General features: G+C 31.0%; 15 protein-coding genes and 1 pseudogene. 10 read left to right on the top strand and 6 right to left on the bottom strand.

The features are described from left to right. Nucleotides 1-218: 218 nt before the first annotated feature. Nucleotides 219-1070: a tetratricopeptide repeat protein gene (locus LPC16_RS01805; RefSeq protein WP_229637522.1), complete on the bottom strand. Its 852-nt coding sequence runs from the start codon at nt 1068-1070 to the stop codon at nt 219-221. 302 nt (nt 1071-1372) lie between these two features. Between LPC16_RS01805 and LPC16_RS01800 the strand changes: the two genes are divergently transcribed. From LPC16_RS01800 to LPC16_RS01780, 5 genes are all read left to right on the top strand, one after another. Beyond that, the gene (locus LPC16_RS01800) at nt 1373-2137 is read left to right on the top strand and encodes a biotin--[acetyl-CoA-carboxylase] ligase (RefSeq protein ID WP_229637521.1); all 765 of its coding nucleotides are present in this window, start codon (nt 1373-1375) and stop codon (nt 2135-2137) included. 40 nt (nt 2138-2177) lie between these two features. Next, nucleotides 2178-2681: a YceD family protein gene (locus LPC16_RS01795; protein ID WP_229637520.1), complete on the top strand. Its 504-nt coding sequence runs from the start codon at nt 2178-2180 to the stop codon at nt 2679-2681. A 301-nt stretch (nt 2682-2982) separates the two neighbouring features. Beyond that, the gene (gene ndhC / locus LPC16_RS01790; protein WP_040055183.1) at nt 2983-3345 is read left to right on the top strand and encodes a photosynthetic/respiratory NAD(P)H-quinone oxidoreductase subunit C; all 363 of its coding nucleotides are present in this window, start codon (nt 2983-2985) and stop codon (nt 3343-3345) included. A 52-nt stretch (nt 3346-3397) separates the two neighbouring features. Further along, nucleotides 3398-4141, top strand: coding sequence for an NADH-quinone oxidoreductase subunit NuoB (gene nuoB / locus LPC16_RS01785; RefSeq protein WP_229637519.1), 744 nt, complete (start codon nt 3398-3400; stop codon nt 4139-4141). A 1-nt stretch (nt 4142) separates the two neighbouring features. Next, complete coding sequence (locus LPC16_RS01780; RefSeq protein ID WP_229637518.1) at nt 4143-4682, top strand: NAD(P)H-quinone oxidoreductase subunit J; 540 nt, start codon at nt 4143-4145, stop codon at nt 4680-4682. 142 nt (nt 4683-4824) lie between these two features. Here the strand turns inward: LPC16_RS01780 and mfd are convergent, their stop codons facing one another. After that, on the bottom strand, nt 4825-8298 hold the full coding sequence (gene mfd, locus LPC16_RS01775) for a transcription-repair coupling factor (protein WP_229637517.1): 3474 nt from the start codon (nt 8296-8298) through the stop codon (nt 4825-4827). Nucleotides 8299-8877: 579 nt separating this feature from the next. Between mfd and LPC16_RS01770 the strand changes: the two genes are divergently transcribed. Both LPC16_RS01770 and LPC16_RS01765 read left to right on the top strand, forming a co-directional pair. Then, entirely contained in the window at nt 8878-9375 is a 498-nt protein-coding gene (locus tag LPC16_RS01770) for a 2TM domain-containing protein (RefSeq protein ID WP_229637516.1), read from the top strand. A gap of 187 nt (nt 9376-9562) precedes the next feature. After that, complete coding sequence (locus tag LPC16_RS01765; protein WP_229637515.1) at nt 9563-10948, top strand: DUF697 domain-containing protein; 1386 nt, start codon at nt 9563-9565, stop codon at nt 10946-10948. A 95-nt stretch (nt 10949-11043) separates the two neighbouring features. On the opposite strand, the gene glyA is transcribed toward LPC16_RS01765, so the two are convergent. From glyA to LPC16_RS01745, 4 genes are all read right to left on the bottom strand, one after another. Then, on the bottom strand, nt 11044-12315 hold the full coding sequence (gene glyA / locus LPC16_RS01760; protein ID WP_229637514.1) for a serine hydroxymethyltransferase: 1272 nt from the start codon (nt 12313-12315) through the stop codon (nt 11044-11046). An 88-nt stretch (nt 12316-12403) separates the two neighbouring features. Continuing rightward, complete coding sequence (locus tag LPC16_RS01755) at nt 12404-13072, bottom strand: ABC transporter ATP-binding protein (protein ID WP_040055176.1); 669 nt, start codon at nt 13070-13072, stop codon at nt 12404-12406. Nucleotides 13073-13165: 93 nt separating this feature from the next. After that, entirely contained in the window at nt 13166-14008 is an 843-nt protein-coding gene (locus LPC16_RS01750) for a prohibitin family protein (RefSeq protein WP_229637513.1), read from the bottom strand. 127 nt (nt 14009-14135) lie between these two features. Continuing rightward, nucleotides 14136-15314: a glycoside hydrolase family 10-like protein gene (locus tag LPC16_RS01745; protein ID WP_229637696.1), complete on the bottom strand. Its 1179-nt coding sequence runs from the start codon at nt 15312-15314 to the stop codon at nt 14136-14138. A 535-nt stretch (nt 15315-15849) separates the two neighbouring features. On the opposite strand from LPC16_RS01745, the gene LPC16_RS01740 reads away from it, so the two are divergent. The 3 genes and pseudogenes from LPC16_RS01740 to ileS all read left to right on the top strand — a co-directional run bounded on the left by LPC16_RS01740 (nt 15850) and on the right by ileS (nt 19891). Next, a complete protein-coding gene (locus LPC16_RS01740; protein ID WP_229637512.1) occupies nt 15850-16053 on the top strand; it encodes a DUF751 domain-containing protein in 204 nt (67 codons plus the stop codon). A 48-nt stretch (nt 16054-16101) separates the two neighbouring features. Further along, nucleotides 16102-16937 (top strand): annotated as a pseudogene (gene recO / locus LPC16_RS01735) (DNA repair protein RecO). Between the two features lie 71 nt (nt 16938-17008). After that, nucleotides 17009-19891, top strand: a complete 2883-nt coding sequence (gene ileS, locus LPC16_RS01730) for an isoleucine--tRNA ligase (protein WP_229637511.1) — start codon at nt 17009-17011, stop codon at nt 19889-19891. Nucleotides 19892-20144 lie beyond the last annotated feature (253 nt).

Genomic DNA, 20144 nt, shown 5'->3' with positions numbered 1-20144 from the left:
ATCAATAAAATACTTATATGATAAGGTCTCAGAAACTATAACCTTTTATTACATATTTCGTTAATTTGATAAGCTTATAAAAGACTTATATTTAATTTTTTTTATTTGATTAGATAATTGAATAAAAAATTTACTTAGTAATCTATGATATGTAATTAAATCTAAATAATCTAAGGCTTTTAATATTTGATATAACTGTATATCATCTCATTTCAATTTTATTTCAACTGATTAATAAAGATATCGACCTCTGGTTCACTTAAAAATTTTTGTGTATCTTTAAGCAGCTTTTTTCCCCAAAGATTTTCGTGTAAATATTCTAAATCGCGATACTTGTGGTCCAACTTAAGAGCAGTTTTTCCTAACTGTATACCTTGTTCTTTTTGACCTTGAGAATACAAAGCAACACCTAGTGCCAATTTTGGTTCTGCTTGTTCAGAATTTATTTTCAATGCTCTTCTCCATTGTGCTATTGCCTCTTCTTTATTTCCTTGTTCATATTTAATTAAGCCAATATTATTGATAGCCGGCCAAAAGTCTACTTGTGCAGCCACTGCCTGTTGATAAGCAATCATTGATTTTTGCATTTGTCCTAATTTAAAGTAAGTATTACCCAAATCAAACTGAGCAGAAGAGGTATTCGGTTTAATCTCTAATCCTTCTTCTAATTCAATAGCTGCAAGTTGATATTTCCCTTGCTGAAAATATGCATTACCCAAAGTGAATTTAATTGTTATTTCTTTTGGCTCGAGATCTAAAGATTTTTTTAAAGCGTTAATACCTAAATCTAGGTCTTGTTTCATTACGTATAATGTTCCTAAAATAAACCAAGGTTGATACTTTTGTGGGGCTAGCTGAACAGCTAATTTTGCACGTGACAAAGCATGATCATGCTGTTGAAAACGTACTAGTTGAGAAGCTTCTTCGGCCATTTTTAATCCTTGTAATTCGAGTTGCTCCATATCTAATTGTGGAGTATAAGGCAACAACACTTGTCCATTAGCAGGAATGCTAAACTGTGATATTCCTAGAGTAAGAAAAAATGAGAGTAATATATTTCTGTTGGGCACAATAAAGTTTCTAAATTTATTGATAGTAATTTATGTATCTAGTGTAAGTCAAAAAGATTCTACATTGAGTTAATGTACCTAAATAAAAAAATTATCCGTAAATGTTTTAGTATTAACTTAATCTAAATATTTTATATACTGTAATTAAGTACATAGCCAAAATTGCAATTAAATAAATATATAATAAGTCTTCAATTGTTAGAATTTTTATATTTATTAAACCCATTTTTTTATAAAGTCTATAAAACACAACTTTAAATCAAAAGAGACTGCAGTATTTATATATTTTAAAACCTAATTAAATGAAAATTAATGTTGAAGAAATTAAGTCTTATATTAAGAAACCCTCTTATCCAATATATGTTTTTGATAGAGTTTCTTCTACTAATGCTGTAGCTTGGAATTTAATGAAAAAGAAAGAGTTGGGATTCTTTGTTATTATAGCTTCTGAACAAACTAAAGGAAAAGGACAATGGGGTAGAGATTGGTGCTCTTTGCCCGGAGGACTCTATCTATCTATAGGATGTGAGTTAAAGATTGCTGCAAAAAATGCCTCTCACATTACATTATTTAGTGCTTGGAGCATAGCCAATAAATTAAGAAATTATCAACTTCCTGTGAAATTAAAATGGCCTAATGATTTAGTTATTGAGCATCAAAAATTAGGAGGTATAAAAAGTGAAATCAAAATTCGAGATAATATCATTACTCAGGGAATTATTGGAATAGGTATTAATTGGTCTAACATGGTACCAGAAAACGGAATCAATCTTCAATCATACCAACATCGAATAATATCAATAGAACATCTTGCCGCTATCGTCATTGAAGCAATAATTTCTGGTTATCAATATTACTTAGTTTCAGGAATTGAAGTATTACTGAAAAATTATATGGAAATATTAGATGGTATAGGATATAAAACCATAATTAAAAATTTCGAAGGAATAATTAGTGGGGTTAACTCTGAAGGAAATTTGGAAATTTCTTCACAAGTTTCAAAAACTATGACGACAATCAACTTATATTCTGGAGCTATATCTTTAGGCTATAGTTCTAGATTTTGATATTTTACAAGTAGATAATTTTTCGTAAAAAAATAAGACTATGAAAAAAATATATATTCCTCATGTACTCCAATTTTCTCAAAAAACTCAAACTATTATATTAGATAACTTTATTACCGAGTTAGTAACTTTAACTCCTTTCCGTGGAGTAATGATGATTAGACATGGAGGAACTTTTTTAGAGATTAGTATTGAGGGAGAGACGATAATAAATTTAATCTGTGATCGCTGTCTTCAACAATACAATTATCGCCTTAACCTTAAAACATTTGAAAATATATGGTTAAACAAAAGTTCGAACTCTAATCAAAAGTTTATTCAAGAAAAAGAATTGATTGTAGAAGATTTTTCTGAGACTCTATCATCAGAAGGATATTTCGATCCTAAGGTTTGGATGTATGAACAACTATCATTATCCGTACCTTTGAGAAAATTATGTAGCAATGATTGTCAAATACCAGTAAGTATTGATAAAAAAAGTTCGATTTCAATTAATAATTACTGGAAAGGTTTGGAAAACTTTAAGAAAAAATTACCAAAGTAAATGGTTTTAGCAAATAGACTTTACGAGAACTTACATCTTAGCAATTAATAGTAATGAATACTTACAATACGACTTATATTGCACTTACGATTATGCAATTAACAAAAAATATTTGTCTAAAAGGAAAGTAAATTTTAGTTTTATAGTGGATATATATATATATTCACTATAAGTATCTTTTTAAAAATTTAACTAAAATTAAAAATATCTTTAGAGGTTTATTTGGGCAGAATTTGAGGTTTAATAGAAAGTATGAACGCAATAATATAAACTATATTTTCAGAGGAGTTGATCGAAAACAGTGTTTGTCCTCAGCGGTTACGAATATTTACTTGGCTTTCTAATTGCCTGTAATTTAATTCCCATTCTAGCTTTAACTGCATCAAAAATTTTACGCCCTAGCAATGGTGGTCCTGAAACACTAACTACTTATGAGTCTGGGATGGAACCTATTGGAGGTGCCTGGATACAATTCAATATTCGCTATTATATGTTTGCTTTAGTGTTTGTTGTATTTGATGTAGAGACAGTCTTTCTATATCCTTGGGCTGTAGCTTTCAGTAGCCTAGGTTTATTAGCTTTTATGGAAGCCCTTATCTTTATAGCTATTCTCGTCATTGCGCTAGTTTATGCTTGGCGAAAAGGTGCACTAGAATGGTCTTAAGACCTTAGGGCATCTCTCGAAAATATTGTACATTGACTATAATTGAGTTCTTATGAGTCCGAACCTAACACCAGATTTATCAACCATAGAGCAATCGCAAAAAGAAAAAATTCTTAATCCTATTGCTCCTGGTAAAATAACCCAAGATTTATCAGAAAACATTATTTTAACTACCGTTGATGATTTACATAACTGGGCTCGTTTATCCAGCTTATGGCCATTATTATACGGTACAGCTTGTTGTTTTATTGAGTTTGCTGCTCTGATTGGTTCACGTTTCGATTTTGACCGTTTTGGTTTAGTTCCTCGATGTAGTCCAAGGCAAGCAGATCTACTTTTAGTTGCAGGAACTGTAACTATGAAAATGGCTCCTGCTCTAGTGCGTCTTTATGAAGAGATGCCTTCTCCAAAATATGTTATTGCAATGGGTGCTTGCACAATTACTGGAGGAATGTTTAGCCGTGACTCTACAACTACTGTACGTGGAGTAGATAAATTAATTCCTGTAGATGTATATATTCCTGGTTGCCCTCCTCGCCCCGAAGCAATTTTTGATGCTGTAATTAAATTACGCAAAAAAGTTTCTAATGAAACAATTCAGGAAAGAGCAACTATTATGGAACAAACTCATCGTTATTATAGTGCCCCACACAATATGAAAATAGTTTCTCCAATATTAACTGGTAAATATTTAGCTACTGAAACTCGTCAAAATCCGCCTAAAGAGTTGAATGAAGTATTTGGGGCTGAAAATTTATCTACTTTAGCTATTGAAAAGCAATTGGAGGATATGTAAAGTGACTGAAGAAAAAAAAGCAAAAGGACAAGCTTCTCAAGACGAGCAAGAATCAACAGCTTTACAACCGGGACCAACTTCTAACTGGCTAACGAAAAATGGTTTTGAACATAAAATATTAGGAGTAGATCACTTAGGAATAGAAATGATTGGAATATCACCAAAATTTCTAATTCCTTTGTCTACTGCATTGTATGCTTATGGATTCAACTATTTACAATGTCAAGGAGCCTATGATTTAGGTCCAGGAAAAGAACTAGTTAGTTTTTATCATCTAATTAAGGTTGCAGATAATATTGATAGACCTCAGGAACTGCGCCTTAAAGTATTTCTAACAAGAGATAATCCCCATGTTCCTTCTGTATACTGGATTTGGAAAGCTGCTGATTGGCAAGAAAGAGAAAACTATGATATGTATGGGATAGTTTATGATAATCATCCTGATTTAAAAAGAATCTTAATGCCAGAAGATTGGGTTGGTTGGCCTTTGCGGAAAGATTATATTTCTCCCAACTTTTACGAGTTACAAGACGCATACTAAATTAGATAATGTAATTATGTGCGGTTTGATTCCTCAAAAAATATTTTTTGAGGAATTTTTGTCTTACGGTAATAAGCTTAGACTAAATAATTAGTATTACGAGATTTATGTAAACTAAGAAAAGTTATCAAATGATTTAAAACTAATTATTTTCACTTTCTTGCATGACCTTGAACCACTTTACTAAACTTTCGAGTTGTTTCTGCGGATTTAGATTTCCGAGTCCTCTAACTATAATTTTTTTAGAGTTATAAACAAAGCGTGTTTGTAGATGTTCTGGTAAGTTGTTTTTTAAAATATGCCAAGCAGGCTCTTCCATTGGAGTTTCTAAGACTATAGAGTTTTTTCCTTCCATCTTAATACGAGAAAAGCCTAGAGACTTAGCCAGTTGTTTTAATTCAATTACTTTAAATAATTGTTGTACAGGGTGTGGCACTGTTCCATAATGCTCAGTCCATTCAGCAGCAATAATATCCAATTCTTTTTTAGAAGTAGCAACTGCAATTGTGCGATATGCCGTTATTTTTTGTTCAATATCAGATATATAGTCATTAGGGATGAAAGCAGTTAACTTTAAATCTATTTGAGTATCTTTTACTTCAGGTATTTTTTCCCCTTGAACTTCTCTGATAGCTTCTTGTAACATTTCCATATACAACTCAAAACCTATAGCTTCCATCTGTCCAGATTGTTCTGCTCCAAGCAAATTGCCTGCTCCTCTAATTTCCATATCACGAGTTGCTAAATGATAACCTGAACCAAGTTCACTAAACTCTTGTAATGCATTCAATCTTTTGAGCGCATTGTCAGTCAATTCAGATTTACTTGGATAAAATAACCAAGCATGGGCCTGAACACCTGATCTACCGACTCTCCCTCTTAACTGATATAGTTGAGACAGTCCAAACTTTTGTGCATCTTCAATAATAATTGTATTAACTTTGGGAATATCCAGTCCAGATTCAATGATTGTTGTACAAACTAGAATATCAGCATCTCCATTATTGAAATTTAACATAGTTATTTCTAAATTATTAACATCCATTTGTCCATGTGCAATTAAAATTTTGGCATTTGGAATCATCTCTTTTAGCTGAGTAACTAATTTATCAATATTTTCTATTCTGGGAACAACGTAGAATATCTGACCACCACGATCAAGTTCTGCTCTAATGGCTACTTTTACTAGGTTTGAGTCATAGCTAGATAAGTGAGTTTTAATAGAACGACGAGATGGTGGAGGTGTAGAAATTAGGCTCATTTCTCTTATTCCTGATAAAGACATATGAAGAGTTCTGGGAATAGGAGTTGCAGTCAAGGTGAGAACGTCTACATTAGCTTTAATTGTCCGAATTTTTTCTTTATGATTAACTCCGAAGCGTTGTTCCTCGTCAATTACCAATAATCCTAAGTCTTTAAAATTTATATTTTTTCCTAAAAGTTGTTGTGTTCCTACTACAATATCTAATTCTCCAGTAGTTAGACGTTCAATAATATCTTTTTTTTCTGAAATTGTACGAAATCTATTTAATAGACCAATACTGATAGGATAGGGAGAAAACCTTGTCTGAAGAGTATGGTAATGTTGTTGAGTTAAGATTGTAGTAGGTGCTAAAAAAACTACTTGTTTATGGCCGCTAGTAACAGCTTTAAAAATTGCTCTAATAGCTACTTCTGTTTTGCCAAAACCAACATCTCCACAAATGAGACGGTCCATAGGCCTAACGCTTTCTAAGTCTATTTTAACTTCTCTAATAGCCTGTAATTGATCAGGTGTTGGTTGATAAGGAAAAGAGTCTTCAAGCTCTTGTTGCCAAGGAGAATCAGTAGGATATGAATATCCTTTTTTTTTGGCTCTTTCTGCATATAGATGAAGTAGATTAAATGCTAATTTTTTAACATTTTTACGGATCTTTTGTTTAATTTTACTCCAATCTTTTCCTGTCATTTTATGTAATTTGGGAGTTGTAGAATCTACAGAGGAATACCGTAGTAAATTATCGAGAGAATCAGCGGGTACTCTCAAAACTCCATCAGAGTATTGAACAACTAAATATTCACGATTTGACAAGTTTTCTAGTCTTAAAAATTTACCAATACCATGACTCTTGTGAACTACATAATCACCTTCATGAAGTTTTTGCAGGTTGACTTTTTTAGAAGTTGAGCGACGACGTTTTTTAAAAAATTCTGAAGATCCCGAGATGCTTTGTCCAAAAAATTCTTTGTCAGTAATTACTGCAATTCGAAATATAGGTAAAATAAAACCTTCCAAGCTAACTAGTCCAGAATGTTTCAACGCAACTGCCATACCTTGAGTATGAGATTTTTTAATTGCAGGATAATCTCTGAGATTAGGAATGAATTGAGCAAAATAATCGTGTTCCTGTAATAAAGTAACAGTACGCGAAGGTTGTGCTGAGATTAACCATACTGAATATTTATTTATATTTATTCCACTATAAATTTCTCTCTTCCCCCTCAATATTTCAGCTACTTTAGAAAATTGATGGGGATTAACAGGAATAGGGCGAGATTCTATATTAAAAGAATTTGTGTCATTAACTTCAGATAGTTCTGATAAATACAGCTTGGGTATTTCTTCGATTAACAAAAAAGATTCTTCAAAAGAACGATGAACTTTCGGCAACTTACTTTGTTTCTCATTCCAGCTTCTCTCAACATACTCTAACCATCGGTGATTATGAGCTTTGCATTGATCAATTTCATCAAAGACGCAAAGTGTATCAGAAGATAAATAATCAAATAGGGAGGCAGGTTTTAAAACTGTAGTGTCTAAAAGTTGTTGAACTTTTAGAGAAAAATTATGGTCTTTTAGATTTTTTGGCTCTTTTTCTGAAATGCAATTATCTAAATTACAGGTATTTACTTGAATAATATTTTTTGTGATAGCATCAAAGTTAATAGGAGTTAATAAAACTTGCTCTGCTTCACCTAGTGAACGTTGAGTTGATATATCAAATTCTCGAATTTTTTCTAATTCATCTCCAAGCCATTCTAAACGTATAGGAATTTCTGATGAAACCGGAAAAATATCTAGAATGTCTCCTCGTCTGCTCCATTCTCCTTCTCTTTCAACTAAATTAACCTTTTCATATCCTAGTTCACTGAATGTTTTACTGAGATCAGTGAAGCACATTTTTATTCCTACTTTAAAATTCAAACAATAATCATAAAAAGTTGATGGAGATGGTAAATGTGGTTGTAAGGATCTTTCAGTAGTAACAATAGCAAACTTTTTGTTTTCTGATTTTTTCGCTTTAAAAAGGTTGGAAAGAACTTGCATTTGTGTCCATATTATCTCATTCTCAATATTCAATTCCTCATATGGAGAAGTTTCTGGAACAAAGTAGAAATTGACAGTTTTCCAACCCATAATTTCTAACTGTTTTGTCCATCTCCTCGCTTCTTCTGAAGTAGCACATATGACTACTAAATTCTGATTATTTATTTGTGAAATAACTGATGAAATTAATCCTTTTGACAAACGATTAATTCCTTTTAGTCTCAACTCATTTTTTACTTTAAGTTGCTGCGATAGATCCTTAATAAGAGAAGATTTTTGTAAAGTGTAAATGAGAGAAGAAAAAACCATAATCTACGAATAAACCTTTAATTTTTTAAATGAGTGTAAGTTGTATCAGTTTTAAAAAAGAGTTGACACTAGGTCGATACATAGTATCTTGACATTTAATTACTTTTATTAAAAAATCTTATGATTGTACGGATGAAATTTGAAATGTCTATATATTAATATTACATGACTATTAACTATTAATATATCCTATATGAAATAATAATAACAACTTGTTTTTTGTAAAAGTTTTTGATACTTTGTTTATTATATTTTTTAGAGTTACGTAAATTGTAAAAGCTTCTAAATATACACATTATTGTATGTTATTTGATAATAGACTTTTTAAAGTATATCTTCTACATACAGAAAGATTATATATTGATGATCTAAGCAAAAAGTTTTATCAATTTTTACTGAACTCAGATATATTTGTTTTTCCAATATAATAGAGTATCAATCTAATTTTCATTATTTTTATTTATTATGAAGATTACAAATACTATTAGAATATTGACTATCAAATTAATTGCAAGTATCAAAAATTTTGCATCTCATTAATAGCTGTTATTCATAATTTGCTCTATATTGTTATTTAATATGCTCTCTAATAATATATTACCGCCTACACATTATCATAAGACAGAAGTCCAGGAAATTTTACATTTGGCTATTGTTTCTAAAACTAAATCTGAAGAAATTTCTAGAGAAGAGTTTTTGGAGATTGCACTAGAGCTAGGTATAAGTATTAAATCTTTAGAAATTGTTGAGCAGAATTGGCTGTCAACAAAAAAATATAAAGAAAAAAAACAAGAATTTGATAAATATTTACAAAAACGATTGAAACACAAAATAATAAAATTTTTAATTATCAATTCTTTTTGTGTAATTTTAAATTTTTTAGCTGTGCACACTTTATCATGGTCATTATACGTATTAACTATTTCGGGCCTTATTATAACTTTAGATATTTTTAAAACATTTCAATCAGAAAGTGAGAGTTATCAAAAAGAATTTCAAAAATGGAGTTTGACAAATGAAATAAAAACAAAGATTTCTGGATTCTGGTCTCGTCTTACAAGAAGAATATTATCTTAACTATTATAAAAAACCAATATAAACAACACTATTACCTAATATAAAAAGTATAGTATTGAGTAAGTAGAAAGCATCTATATTGCACTTGGTTCTTTGTCGATTATGAATTAAAAGCTTGATTTTTTGAAAACTAAGTCAAAGGATAGTATATTGAGTGTGAAACAAATTAATTTTTTAAAGATAAAAAATGACTTTCAAGATTAAAAAATCAACATTTTTTCTGGGATTAGGAATTTTTTTGTTGTGGATCGAGGAAAGTCTATATCATAACATCGTAACTTTGAGTGAGTGGATCTTACCGATTATGGTTCTTGTTGGAATCTTTCTTTTGAAAGAGCAGATTAAGAATCAGAAACAAAAAAAGTATTCTATTTCATCTTCACTGACTCTAAGCGATTTGAATCAAGTTATTTCTGATGCAAAGGAAATTATAAATTGTATTGTGGAAGAAGATCCCAGTCAGAACATATCTAATTTAAAAATACAGCTCCAAATTTTGGAAAATAATCCTCACCTATCGTCTTTTTCTATTGGAATAGTTGGAAAAAACAATACAGGAAAAACTAGTTTGAAGAAATTATTAAATCAGGAAAAATATGCAGATATATTAGAGAAAGATATATTTACCAGTATTAATCTTGATGTAGATGTCATAATTTTTTTAGTTAATAAAGATCTAACACATTCTGAATGGGAAAAGATTAAGCTGTTACATCAAAGTTATTATCCTTGTCTAATAGTTTTTAATAAACAGGATCAGTATAATAACGAAGATAGGCAGGTGATTCTAGAGAAAATACAGCAGCAGGTTCAATCCATTATCCATCCGAATAATGTTACTCGTATTAATTCTGTTCCAGAAAAAATAAAAAATCGTCAATATAATTTTGATGGTTCAACCCGAGAATGGATAGAAGAAGATCCACCAAATATTATGTCATTAGTACATAGAATTAAAATTATTGAGGGTCAGAATAAACAACAGTTATTTTTAGCTAAAAATTGGCGTACAGCGACAAAAATTAGGCAACAAGCAAAAATTATTTCTAATCAAATTAGATACAATAAAGCAATACCAATAATTACAAAATATGAGCTTGTTGCCGCTACTATAGTTTCTGTAAATCCTATTTCTTCTTTAGATTTTCTAGCAACTGCAGCCATTAATACCCAAATGATTATTGATTTAAGTAATATTTATAAACAAGAATTTACTTTTTCTCAAGGAAAAGTAGCCGCTATTACCATAGGTAAAATAATAGTACAGTTAGGTATTGCTGAACTATCGATTCATGCAATCTCTAGTTTGTTAAAAAGTAATATGATTACTTATATTTTAGGAAGTCTTAGCCAAGGTATTAGCGTAGCTTATTTAACTCATATTGTTGGACTAAGTTTAACTGAATATTTTCAAGAACAAGGTGATATGGTTGTAAACTGCTCAAAAATTGATGTCACAAAATTTTCGCAGATTATCAATAAGATATTCACTAGGACACAGCAAGGAGAATCACTTCAGATTTTTGTAAAGCAAACATCTTCTAAAATTTTTACAGTTCCAACTATGATATAAAAAATGTCTTAGACAAGAAATATTTCTTTAAAAACTAAATGCTTGTTTAATAATTATTTTGAGTATTGTTTTATAAAAGTACAATTCAATAACGACTATATACTAAGGTGAGAATATAAAGGAAATTTATTACATAAAGTTTCAACTCTATGAAAACAATTGTGTTTAATTAACTCATCTTCTGGATTAAGTAATCGGTCTGCAATAATATTACCTATTTCAATAAACTCTTCTGTTCCTAACCCTCTAGTAGTCATTGCGGGGGAACCTAGTCGGAGTCCACTAGTAATAAAAGGCGATTCTGGATCAAAGGGAATTGTATTCTTATTTGCTGTAATATTAATTGCGCTAGTTAATTTATCGGCTTCTTTACCACTCATCTTAACAGACCGCAGATCAACCAAGACTAGATGATTATCAGTACCATTGGAAACAATTCTAAAACCTCTCTTTATTAATTGATTTGCTAGACTTTTCGCATTATTGATGACTTTTCCAGAATATATCTTAAACTCTGGATGTAACGCTTCTTTAAAGGCAACAGCTTTCGCAGCAATAACATGTTCTAGCGGACCTCCTTGTGTACCAGGAAATACTGCTTTATCAACTTTTTTACCTAGATCTACATTGTTAGTCATTATCAAGCCACCCCTAGGCCCTCTTAAGGTCTTATGAGTTGTTGTTGTAACTATATCACAATAAGATAATGGGTTAGGATGATGTCCGCTAGCTACTAAACCTGCAATATGGGCAATGTCGGCCATTAAATATGCTCCAACTTCATCAGCAATTATACGAAATTTCTCAAACTCAATAGTTCTAGGATAAGCAGAAAAACCACAAATTATTAATTTGGGTTTTTCTTTCTGTGCTAATTTTAGAATATGATCATAGTCTAATTGTTCACTATGCATTTCAACTCCATAGTGACAGGTTTTAAACCACTTTCCAGAAACATTTACAGGAGATCCATGAGTAAGGTGTCCTCCATGAGATAAGTCCATACCCATAATCTTATCACCAGGATTAAGAAGACTTAAAAAAACGGCAAAGTTAGCCTGAGCTCCAGAATGAGGTTGTACATTTACATGACTAGCTCCGAATAATTCTTTAGCCCGATCGATTGCAATTTGTTCTATTTTGTCAATCCATTCACATCCACCATAGTATCTTTTTTGAGGTAATCCCTCTGCGTATTTATTAGTTAATATAGATCCTTGTGCTGCTAAGACAGCAAGAGAAGTAAAGTTTTCACTAGCAATTAATTCTAAGTGTTCACGTTGTCTTTGAAGTTCTCCTAGAATTATTGACATAATAACAGGATCAGTTTCGTTTAAAAAATCTAAAGCAGTATTGTTTAAAGTCATTGTTTTTTTTTTGAAATTTTTCAAGATTACCATATATTTTTTTTGATATTATTTAGTTAAATAACTACAAAAAATAATGTTTAAAAAGTTATAGTTCTGTATACAAAATTTGCTTTTTAATTGTCTGTGGATGACCTTGTTGAATAACTTTACCTTTTTCAAGTAAAAATGCTCCATCACAATAGTCCAATTCTTCTAACCTATGAGTAACCCAGAGTGCTGTTATTTTACGAGCTTTAACTAAGTTTCTAACGCCTTTAACTAATTCTAGCTGTGCTTCATGATCAAGCAATGCAGTAGGCTCGTCTAGTAGTAAGATTGAGCATCGACGTGCAATTTCTCCAGCGATCGCAATTCTTTGCTTTTGACCTCCACTAAGAGCATAAATAGGTTTTTTTTCTAATCCCAATAAATTAACAGCCAATAATGCTTCACTAATACGAAGCCTAGTTTCGGAAAGAGACAAATTTTCTGAAACTAATCCGAAAGCAATATCAGCACCAACTGTAGGCATGATTAATTGGCGATCAGGGTTTTGGAAAACTAATCCTACAGGTGGATTCATCTTTATTGTTCCACTTTTTGGTACCAGTAAATTAGTTAGAAGTTGTAGTAATGTAGATTTACCACTACCATTAGCTCCCAAAAGCATCCAGAACTCTCCTTGAGGTACAGCCAAAGAACAAGATTCTAAGATAGAGCTATTTTTACACCAGCTAAAACTTACATTATCAACATTAATAGCAAATTTTGTCATATTATCTCTGTAATTTATAGTTCATTGCTATACCTAAGCAAATAGAGTTAATTTAATTCAAATTAACTCTATTTGCTTATCTAAATTGCCGTTTTACTTATCTAAAGTATCTAAATTAAAAAGAAAAGGGACACTATTGTTACTTCCTTTTCCCATCACTAAAACTTTTGGCATTTGTGCGCCCCCAGATTTCCAAGCTTCAATAGCCTCTTTCTGAAGAACCAATTCTCCACCTTGTGCTTTTAAGGTCTCCGCTAATAAGCGCTGGGCTTCAGATCTACCCTTTGCACGATTAATATCGGCTTGCGCTTCTTGCTCTGCTTCTTGTGCAACATAAACAGCTCGTTGGGCTTTTTGTTCTGCAATTTGCTTTTCTTCAACTGCTTTAGAAAATTCAGGAGAAAAGTTAAGATCAATAACACTAGTATCTAAAACCATAATTCCATACTTTTCTAATCTAGAAGTAAGAGCATTATCAAAATCTTTTTTAAGTTCAGCTCTTTGAGTAATCGCTTCTTCAACAGTGCGTCTAGCTGCAGCTATTTTAAAAGATTCTTGAGTTTGTGGAGCAACTATTTTAGAGACAATATTCTGTAAAGTTCCTTGAGTTCTACGAATATTAACAACTTGTATTGGATCAAGGCTAAAATTGATTGCAAAACTAGCACTCAAATTCTGTAAATCTTTGGTAGCACTCTGAGCAGGAACTTCAAACTTTTGGACGGTTACATCATATGTGTCTACCGTAGAAACTAAAGGTGGTTTAAAATGGATTCCTTCTAACAGGACTTGTTCTTGAGCTTTACCAAGTATATTGAGTACTCCTGCTTGCCCAGGATAAATAACGATAAAAGAATTAAAACCTACTAATATAATTAAAGCAGTAACAACACCACCTATTATTGATGCAAGACCAGGGCTAGATTGACGATTCACAAATATTTCTCCTTAGACCATAATTTGCCTTAATCTTAACGATTTATCATGAAGTTTACATATAGTAATAACCGAAGTAAACACTAAAAAATTACAAAAAGTAATCATATATATTCAGGATTAATATTTAATTATTAATCAATGGACGATCAATTGATGTAGGAAAAATTTGTCTAAAATTTAATTTACGTTTTACAGGTGTTTCTGGTCCCATATTCCATAGGCTTTCATAAAAGAAGAATGAAACACCAGACAAATTTGAATTTCTAGTATTTTGTACCTGTTCGATAATTCGCTTCATAGGAATTGGACGATTTTTCAAGCCAGATAATATACCTATTCCGAAAGGTATATGAGATTTGGCTTTTTTAACCTCGGGGCGGTTGATTTCTCTATTAAAATCAATCATCTTTTCTCTGTATACCTGTAAAACAAGCTCTTCTATTAATCCCTTTTCTTCCCAGTCTTGCCAGTCCAATAAAAAGCAATTAGAGGAGAAAAGTTGGGGATTAGGAGAAACAGAAATAATAATATTAGGATTGATTTTCTTTATTGTAATAAATATTTTTTCTATATATTGAGTGATCTTTTCCGATCTCCATTTTGTCCATTCTATCCACGAGGGATCGTTTGACATACAGTTATTAATTCCCATTTTTAGATAACTAGGTGTCTGAGGAGGAGCTTTACCACCGTGCTCTTTTTTGTATAACTCAATAGTAAAACTATCATATCCAAAATCAAATGGAATACCAAAATGATCGTCAAGTTGTATTCCATCAATGTTATAGTTAGTTACGATCTCAACTAATAGACCAGTGATAAAGTTTTGAACTTCAGGGTGAAGAGGATTTAGCCAGACCCGCTCATGAGTTTTTCCTTCCAGCCAAACAGTGCTTTTGTCTTGCCTTTTAGTTAACCATTCTTTATTGCGCTGGGCCAATTCAGAATCTGCAGGAGCCATAAATCCAAATTCGAACCAAGGAATTACAGCAAGTCCTTTTTTATGTCCTTGTTCTACGATTTCTCTTAACACATCTCTCCCCTGTAATTTCTTTTCAGGATCTAACCTCTTCCCAGTTAAAGATTCAGCAATATCAGAAGGATATAAAGTATAGCCCCAATTCCAAACAGCAGGATAAAGAGTGTTAAAGTTAAGTCTAGAAAGAGTATTGATACTTTTGGTTAGTATCTTCGAATCAAATAGCACTTCACTATCTATATTAGTTAACCAAACACCTCTTATTTCTGCTGGTTTGTTGTGAGAATATATAGGTACAAGAGAAAGAGAAGAGAAAAGAAACAGACTACATAAACTTCCTAAAAAAATAAGTAAAAAGTTTTTTTTTTCATAACTAGTTATTAAGCAATAAGTTTCATAAAAGAATAGTTTATCTTTTTATTAGATTTAATTAAATAATATTTCTTATCTTTTAGGTGAAATTATCTTAAAATAAAGTATAAAACATATACCATGTTTTAAAGTATTTCATTTAAGCAAAGAAAATCAACTTTTAGTTCACATTGATTCTTAAGATTTTAGGGTATAGTTCAATTTCAAATCAACTAAATACTTATCATCAAGTGTAATATTTAGTTTAAATTAATAATTTCTACAATAAAATCAGCGTATTAGTTTCAGAGTAAATGTAAAAAATATTAAGATATATTTTATATTCCCAAAAAATACAAAATATTATTCTTTAATAAAATAAATAAAGAATAGTTAAGTATTTATCTTAAGATAGAATATTATTGTGAATTTTTATTATTCATTGTATTTATAAGCTAAATTCGACGTTATTATATTATTCATAATAATATTTAAAAAAAAAAGAATAATGCAAGATTTATTAAGAAATTTATCATGTTACCCTCGTTATTTTATTGGTTTTTTATTAAATATATTTCTATCTTTTTTTAGTTGGACTAAACTCTTACCTCAAAATTATTTAACTAAAATTTTAATATTTGGAATTACACTTAGTGCCTTTTCTTTGCTCTATCTCACTTTATTGGGAATGTTAGGGGTTCCTTTGAAATAAATAATACTTAGAGAATGTTAATAGTCTAAAATTTATTACTGTAACTTCATGAGTCAAACTTATAAGATAAAAGGAATTGTTCTAAAAAGTATGCCTCTAGGCGAAGCTGATCGCTTAATAGTAATTCTTTCACCAAGTAAGGGGCTAATTCGTGCTGTAGCACCAGGCTCTAGAAAAAATAAATCATCACTTAGTGGAAGAAGTGAATTATTTATGGTTAATAAATTCTTCATGGTAAAAGGACATTCTCTAGATAAAATAATTCAGGCAGAAACTCTACAGTTTTATCCCGGTTTAAGAAAAGACCTAATTAAACTTATAGCAGCGCAATACTTAAGTGAGTTAATACTAAATTTATCTATTGACATACAACCTCAAGAAGAACTTTATGAACTCTTCAATGAACATTTGCGAAGATTAGAAAAAATGTCTCTTGTAGAAAGTCTATATGGATATCTGGCTCAAGCCATATTCCATTTTTTAGTAGTTACAGGAATTGGCCCACAGGTTTATCAATGTTGTCTTACACAAGAAAAATTAACTCCAAATTTCAGAAATCCATCCTGGCGCGTAGGTTTTAGTTATGAAATGGGAGGACTAATTAACTTGAATTCTCCAGCTTATATAAAAAAAAACTGACGACTTTTTCCTCACCATTCATTAACTATAAATTACAGGCTACAGATTTAGTTCTATTACAAAACTTAAATCAATCCCACTTACCTCATGCTGGAAAACTTTTACCATCAATTATTCTTAATAGGAATTTTATTGTTCCATGGCAAAAGATTGAACATCTTTTACGAAGCTATGCTCAATATCAATTAGGGTATTCTTTTCGCTCAGTAGCTTTAATAGATAGTTTACCTAATTTAGAATTTTAAATTTAATTTTTAACTATTAATTTTATAATCAAGATAAAGTGTAAACCGATATAAATACTTTAATTAATATTGTGACAGAACAAAAAAATTATAAAAATACAGTAAACTTGCCTCAGACTAATTTTAATATGCGAGCTAATGCTGTATCTAGAGAGCCAGAATTACAGCAGTTTTGGACAAAGCATAAAGTCTATGAAGAGTTATCTGAAGAAAATCCAGAAGAGTTATTTATTCTTCATGATGGACCTCCATATGCTAATGGTTCTTTGCATATGGGACATGCGTTGAATAAAATTTTAAAAGATTTTATCAACAAATATAAATTATTGAAGGGAAATAAGATAAGTTATACCCCTGGGTGGGATTGCCATGGACTCCCAATTGAATTAAAAGTTTTACAAAGTATTAGTTCAAAGGAAAGGCAAAATTTAAGTCCTCTCCAGTTAAGATATAAAGCTCGAGAATTTGCTCTCAAAACTCAAGAAAAACAAGCTGAAAGCTTTCAAAGACTTGGAGTGTGGGGAGATTGGCATAAGCCTTACTTAACAATGATTCCTGAATATGAAGCAGCGCAAATTGGTGTATTTTGGAATATGTTTAAGAAAGGATATATTTATCGAGGTCTTAAACCTGTTCATTGGAGCCCAAGTTCACAAACTGCTTTGGCAGAAGCAGAATTAGAATATCCAGAAGGCCATGTTTCCCGTAGTATTTATACTGCCTTTCCTATTATTCATGCTTCGGAAGAGATAGAAAATATTCTACAAAATTTCTTGCCAAGTTTAGGAGCCGTAATTTGGACTACAACTCCTTGGACAATTCCTGCTAATTTGGCAGTAGCCGTCAATCCAGATATTAAATATTCAGTAGTAGAACAAACTACCAATCTTTGTAAATATCGATATTTAGTAGTAGCTGAAGATTTAGTTGATAAACTGTCACAAATGTTTGAAACTTCTTTAAAGGTTCGGGCAACTTTTTTAGGCAGTATGCTAGAAAATACAACTTATAGACATTCCCTGTTTGATCGAGAGTGTAAAATTGTGATTGGTGGTGATTATATTAATACTAGTTCCGGTACTGGGTTAGTTCATACTGCTCCGGGACATGGACAAGAAGACTATTTAGTCGGACAAAGGTACGGATTAGAAATACTATCTCCTGTAGATAACAAAGGAGTTTTTACAGAAGAAGCAGGACCATTTGCAGGATTAAATGTTCTTAAAGATGCTAATGAGGTGATTATTAGTAAACTTAAGGAAGAAAAAGTTCTCATAAAAGAAGAACTTTATGAGCATAAATATCCATATGACTGGAGAACTAAAAAACCAACTATTTTTCGTGCAACAGAACAATGGTTTGCTTCAGTTGAAGGTTTTAGGACATATGCTATAGATGCTATAAAAACTGTGAATTGGATTCCATCTCAAGGTATAAATCGTATTACTTCAATGGTCAATGATCGTTCAGATTGGTGTATCTCTCGACAAAGAAGCTGGGGAGTTCCTATTCCAGTTTTTTATGATCAAGAGACCAATGAAGTTTTATTGACGCAAGAAACAATTGAACATATACAAAAGATAATTGCTGAAAGAGGAACTGATGCTTGGTGGGAGATGTCCGTCAAAGAGTTACTTCCAGAAGGGAAAAGACAAGATCATCATCGTTACCGAAAAGGGACTGACACTATGGATGTCTGGTTCGATTCAGGTTCTTCATGGGCATCTGTAATTAAACAAAACTCTAAATCAAAATATCCTGTTGATATGTATTTAGAAGGTTCAGATCAACATAGAGGATGGTTTCAATCTAGTCTCTTAACTAGTGTTGCTGTAAATGGAGTTGCTCCATATAAAACAGTATTAACTCATGGTTTTGTTTTAGATCAAAAAGGAAGAAAAATGAGTAAATCATTAGGCAATGTAATAAGTCCTGATCTGATAATCAATGGAGGAAATAATAAGAAAAAAGAACCTGCTTATGGAGCTGATGTCTTAAGATTATGGGTATCATCAGTTGATTATTCTTCAGATGTTCTTGTTGGAGAGACAATCATCAAGCAAGTTTCAGACGTTTACAGAAAAATTAGAAATACTGCACGTTTTTTGTTGGGGAATTTACATGATTTTGAACCGAAGAAACATACAGTTTCTTATGCGGAACTACCAGAACTAGATCGTTATATGTTAAATCGTATTGCTGAAGTTTCTAAAGAAGTAACTGATGCGTTTGAAACTTATCATTTTTCTAATTTTTATCAAGCAATTCAAAATTTTTGCATTGTAGACTTATCTAATTTTTATCTTGATATAGCTAAGGATAGATTATATATATCTTCTCCTAACTCATTTCGTCGTCGCAGTTGTCAAACAGTTTTATTCTTAGCTATTGAAAGTTTGTCAAAAATGATTGCTCCTGTACTATGTCATATGGCCGAGGATATTTGGCAATTTTTACCTTACGAATCCTCCAATAATTCTGTTTTTGAAGGTGGATGGGTTAGAGAGATGGAAGAATTAAACCAAATAGAACTGAAAACCTTTTGGATGAATTTACGAATGATTAGAAATGATATTAATAATGTTTTAGAGTTGGCTCGGCAGAAAAAAGTTATTGGCTCTTCTTTAGATGCAAAAATAATACTTCACATCAAAGATTCGAACTTTAAGCAACAATTAATGAAATTTGATTCTCAGTACACTTCATTAAAAGATAATTATGTAGACGAACTTCGTTATTTCTTTTTAGTTTCCCAAGTAGAATTAGTAGAAAATTTAGATCAAATTGAATCTCTTGAATATCAGAGTGAGTCAGAATTATTCCATATTGGTGTAGTTAAAGCAGAAGGAGAGAAATGTGATCGCTGTTGGAACTATTCGACAACGGTTGGTAGTTTTATTGACGATCCTACAATTTGTGATAGATGTCACTCTGCATTATCAGGAAGATTTTAAAGAATTTATTTTAGAGAAGTAACTCTTTTATATTTATGTAAGTCTTAAGGGAAAGTAGTAAGTAAAATTATTATTTTCCCTTTTTAACTTTTTTCGTAATCAGTTTTTTATTTATTATATTGAAATGGAAGATAATGATAAGATTTAACAAATATAAAGTATGTCTTAATTAAATGTTATTATTAATTCTTAAAAATATTTAGCTTGATAATCTAATAATAATTGTCGACTTATTATATTTTAAATATTTATA

The organism is cyanobacterium endosymbiont of Braarudosphaera bigelowii, from assembly GCF_020885515.1.
In the GTDB taxonomy this organism is placed as follows: domain Bacteria; phylum Cyanobacteriota; class Cyanobacteriia; order Cyanobacteriales; family Microcystaceae; genus Atelocyanobacterium; species Atelocyanobacterium thalassa_A.
This window is presented reverse-complemented; position numbering and strand designations above follow the sequence as displayed.

Excerpts from the sequence above, each read along its gene's own strand:
- LPC16_RS01800 (WP_229637521.1), top strand. The coding sequence starts at position 1,373 with ATGAAAATTAATGTTGAAGAAATTAAGTCTTATATTAAGAAACCCTCT.
- LPC16_RS01795 (WP_229637520.1), top strand. The coding sequence starts at position 2,178 with ATGAAAAAAATATATATTCCTCATGTACTCCAATTTTCTCAAAAAACT.
- nuoB (WP_229637519.1), top strand. The coding sequence starts at position 3,398 with ATGAGTCCGAACCTAACACCAGATTTATCAACCATAGAGCAATCGCAA.
- mfd (WP_229637517.1), bottom strand. The coding sequence starts at position 8,298 with ATGGTTTTTTCTTCTCTCATTTACACTTTACAAAAATCTTCTCTTATT.
- LPC16_RS01770 (WP_229637516.1), top strand. The coding sequence starts at position 8,878 with ATGCTCTCTAATAATATATTACCGCCTACACATTATCATAAGACAGAA.
- LPC16_RS01765 (WP_229637515.1), top strand. The coding sequence starts at position 9,563 with ATGACTTTCAAGATTAAAAAATCAACATTTTTTCTGGGATTAGGAATT.
- glyA (WP_229637514.1), bottom strand. The coding sequence starts at position 12,315 with ATGACTTTAAACAATACTGCTTTAGATTTTTTAAACGAAACTGATCCT.
- LPC16_RS01755 (WP_040055176.1), bottom strand. The coding sequence starts at position 13,072 with ATGACAAAATTTGCTATTAATGTTGATAATGTAAGTTTTAGCTGGTGT.
- LPC16_RS01740 (WP_229637512.1), top strand. The coding sequence starts at position 15,850 with ATGCAAGATTTATTAAGAAATTTATCATGTTACCCTCGTTATTTTATT.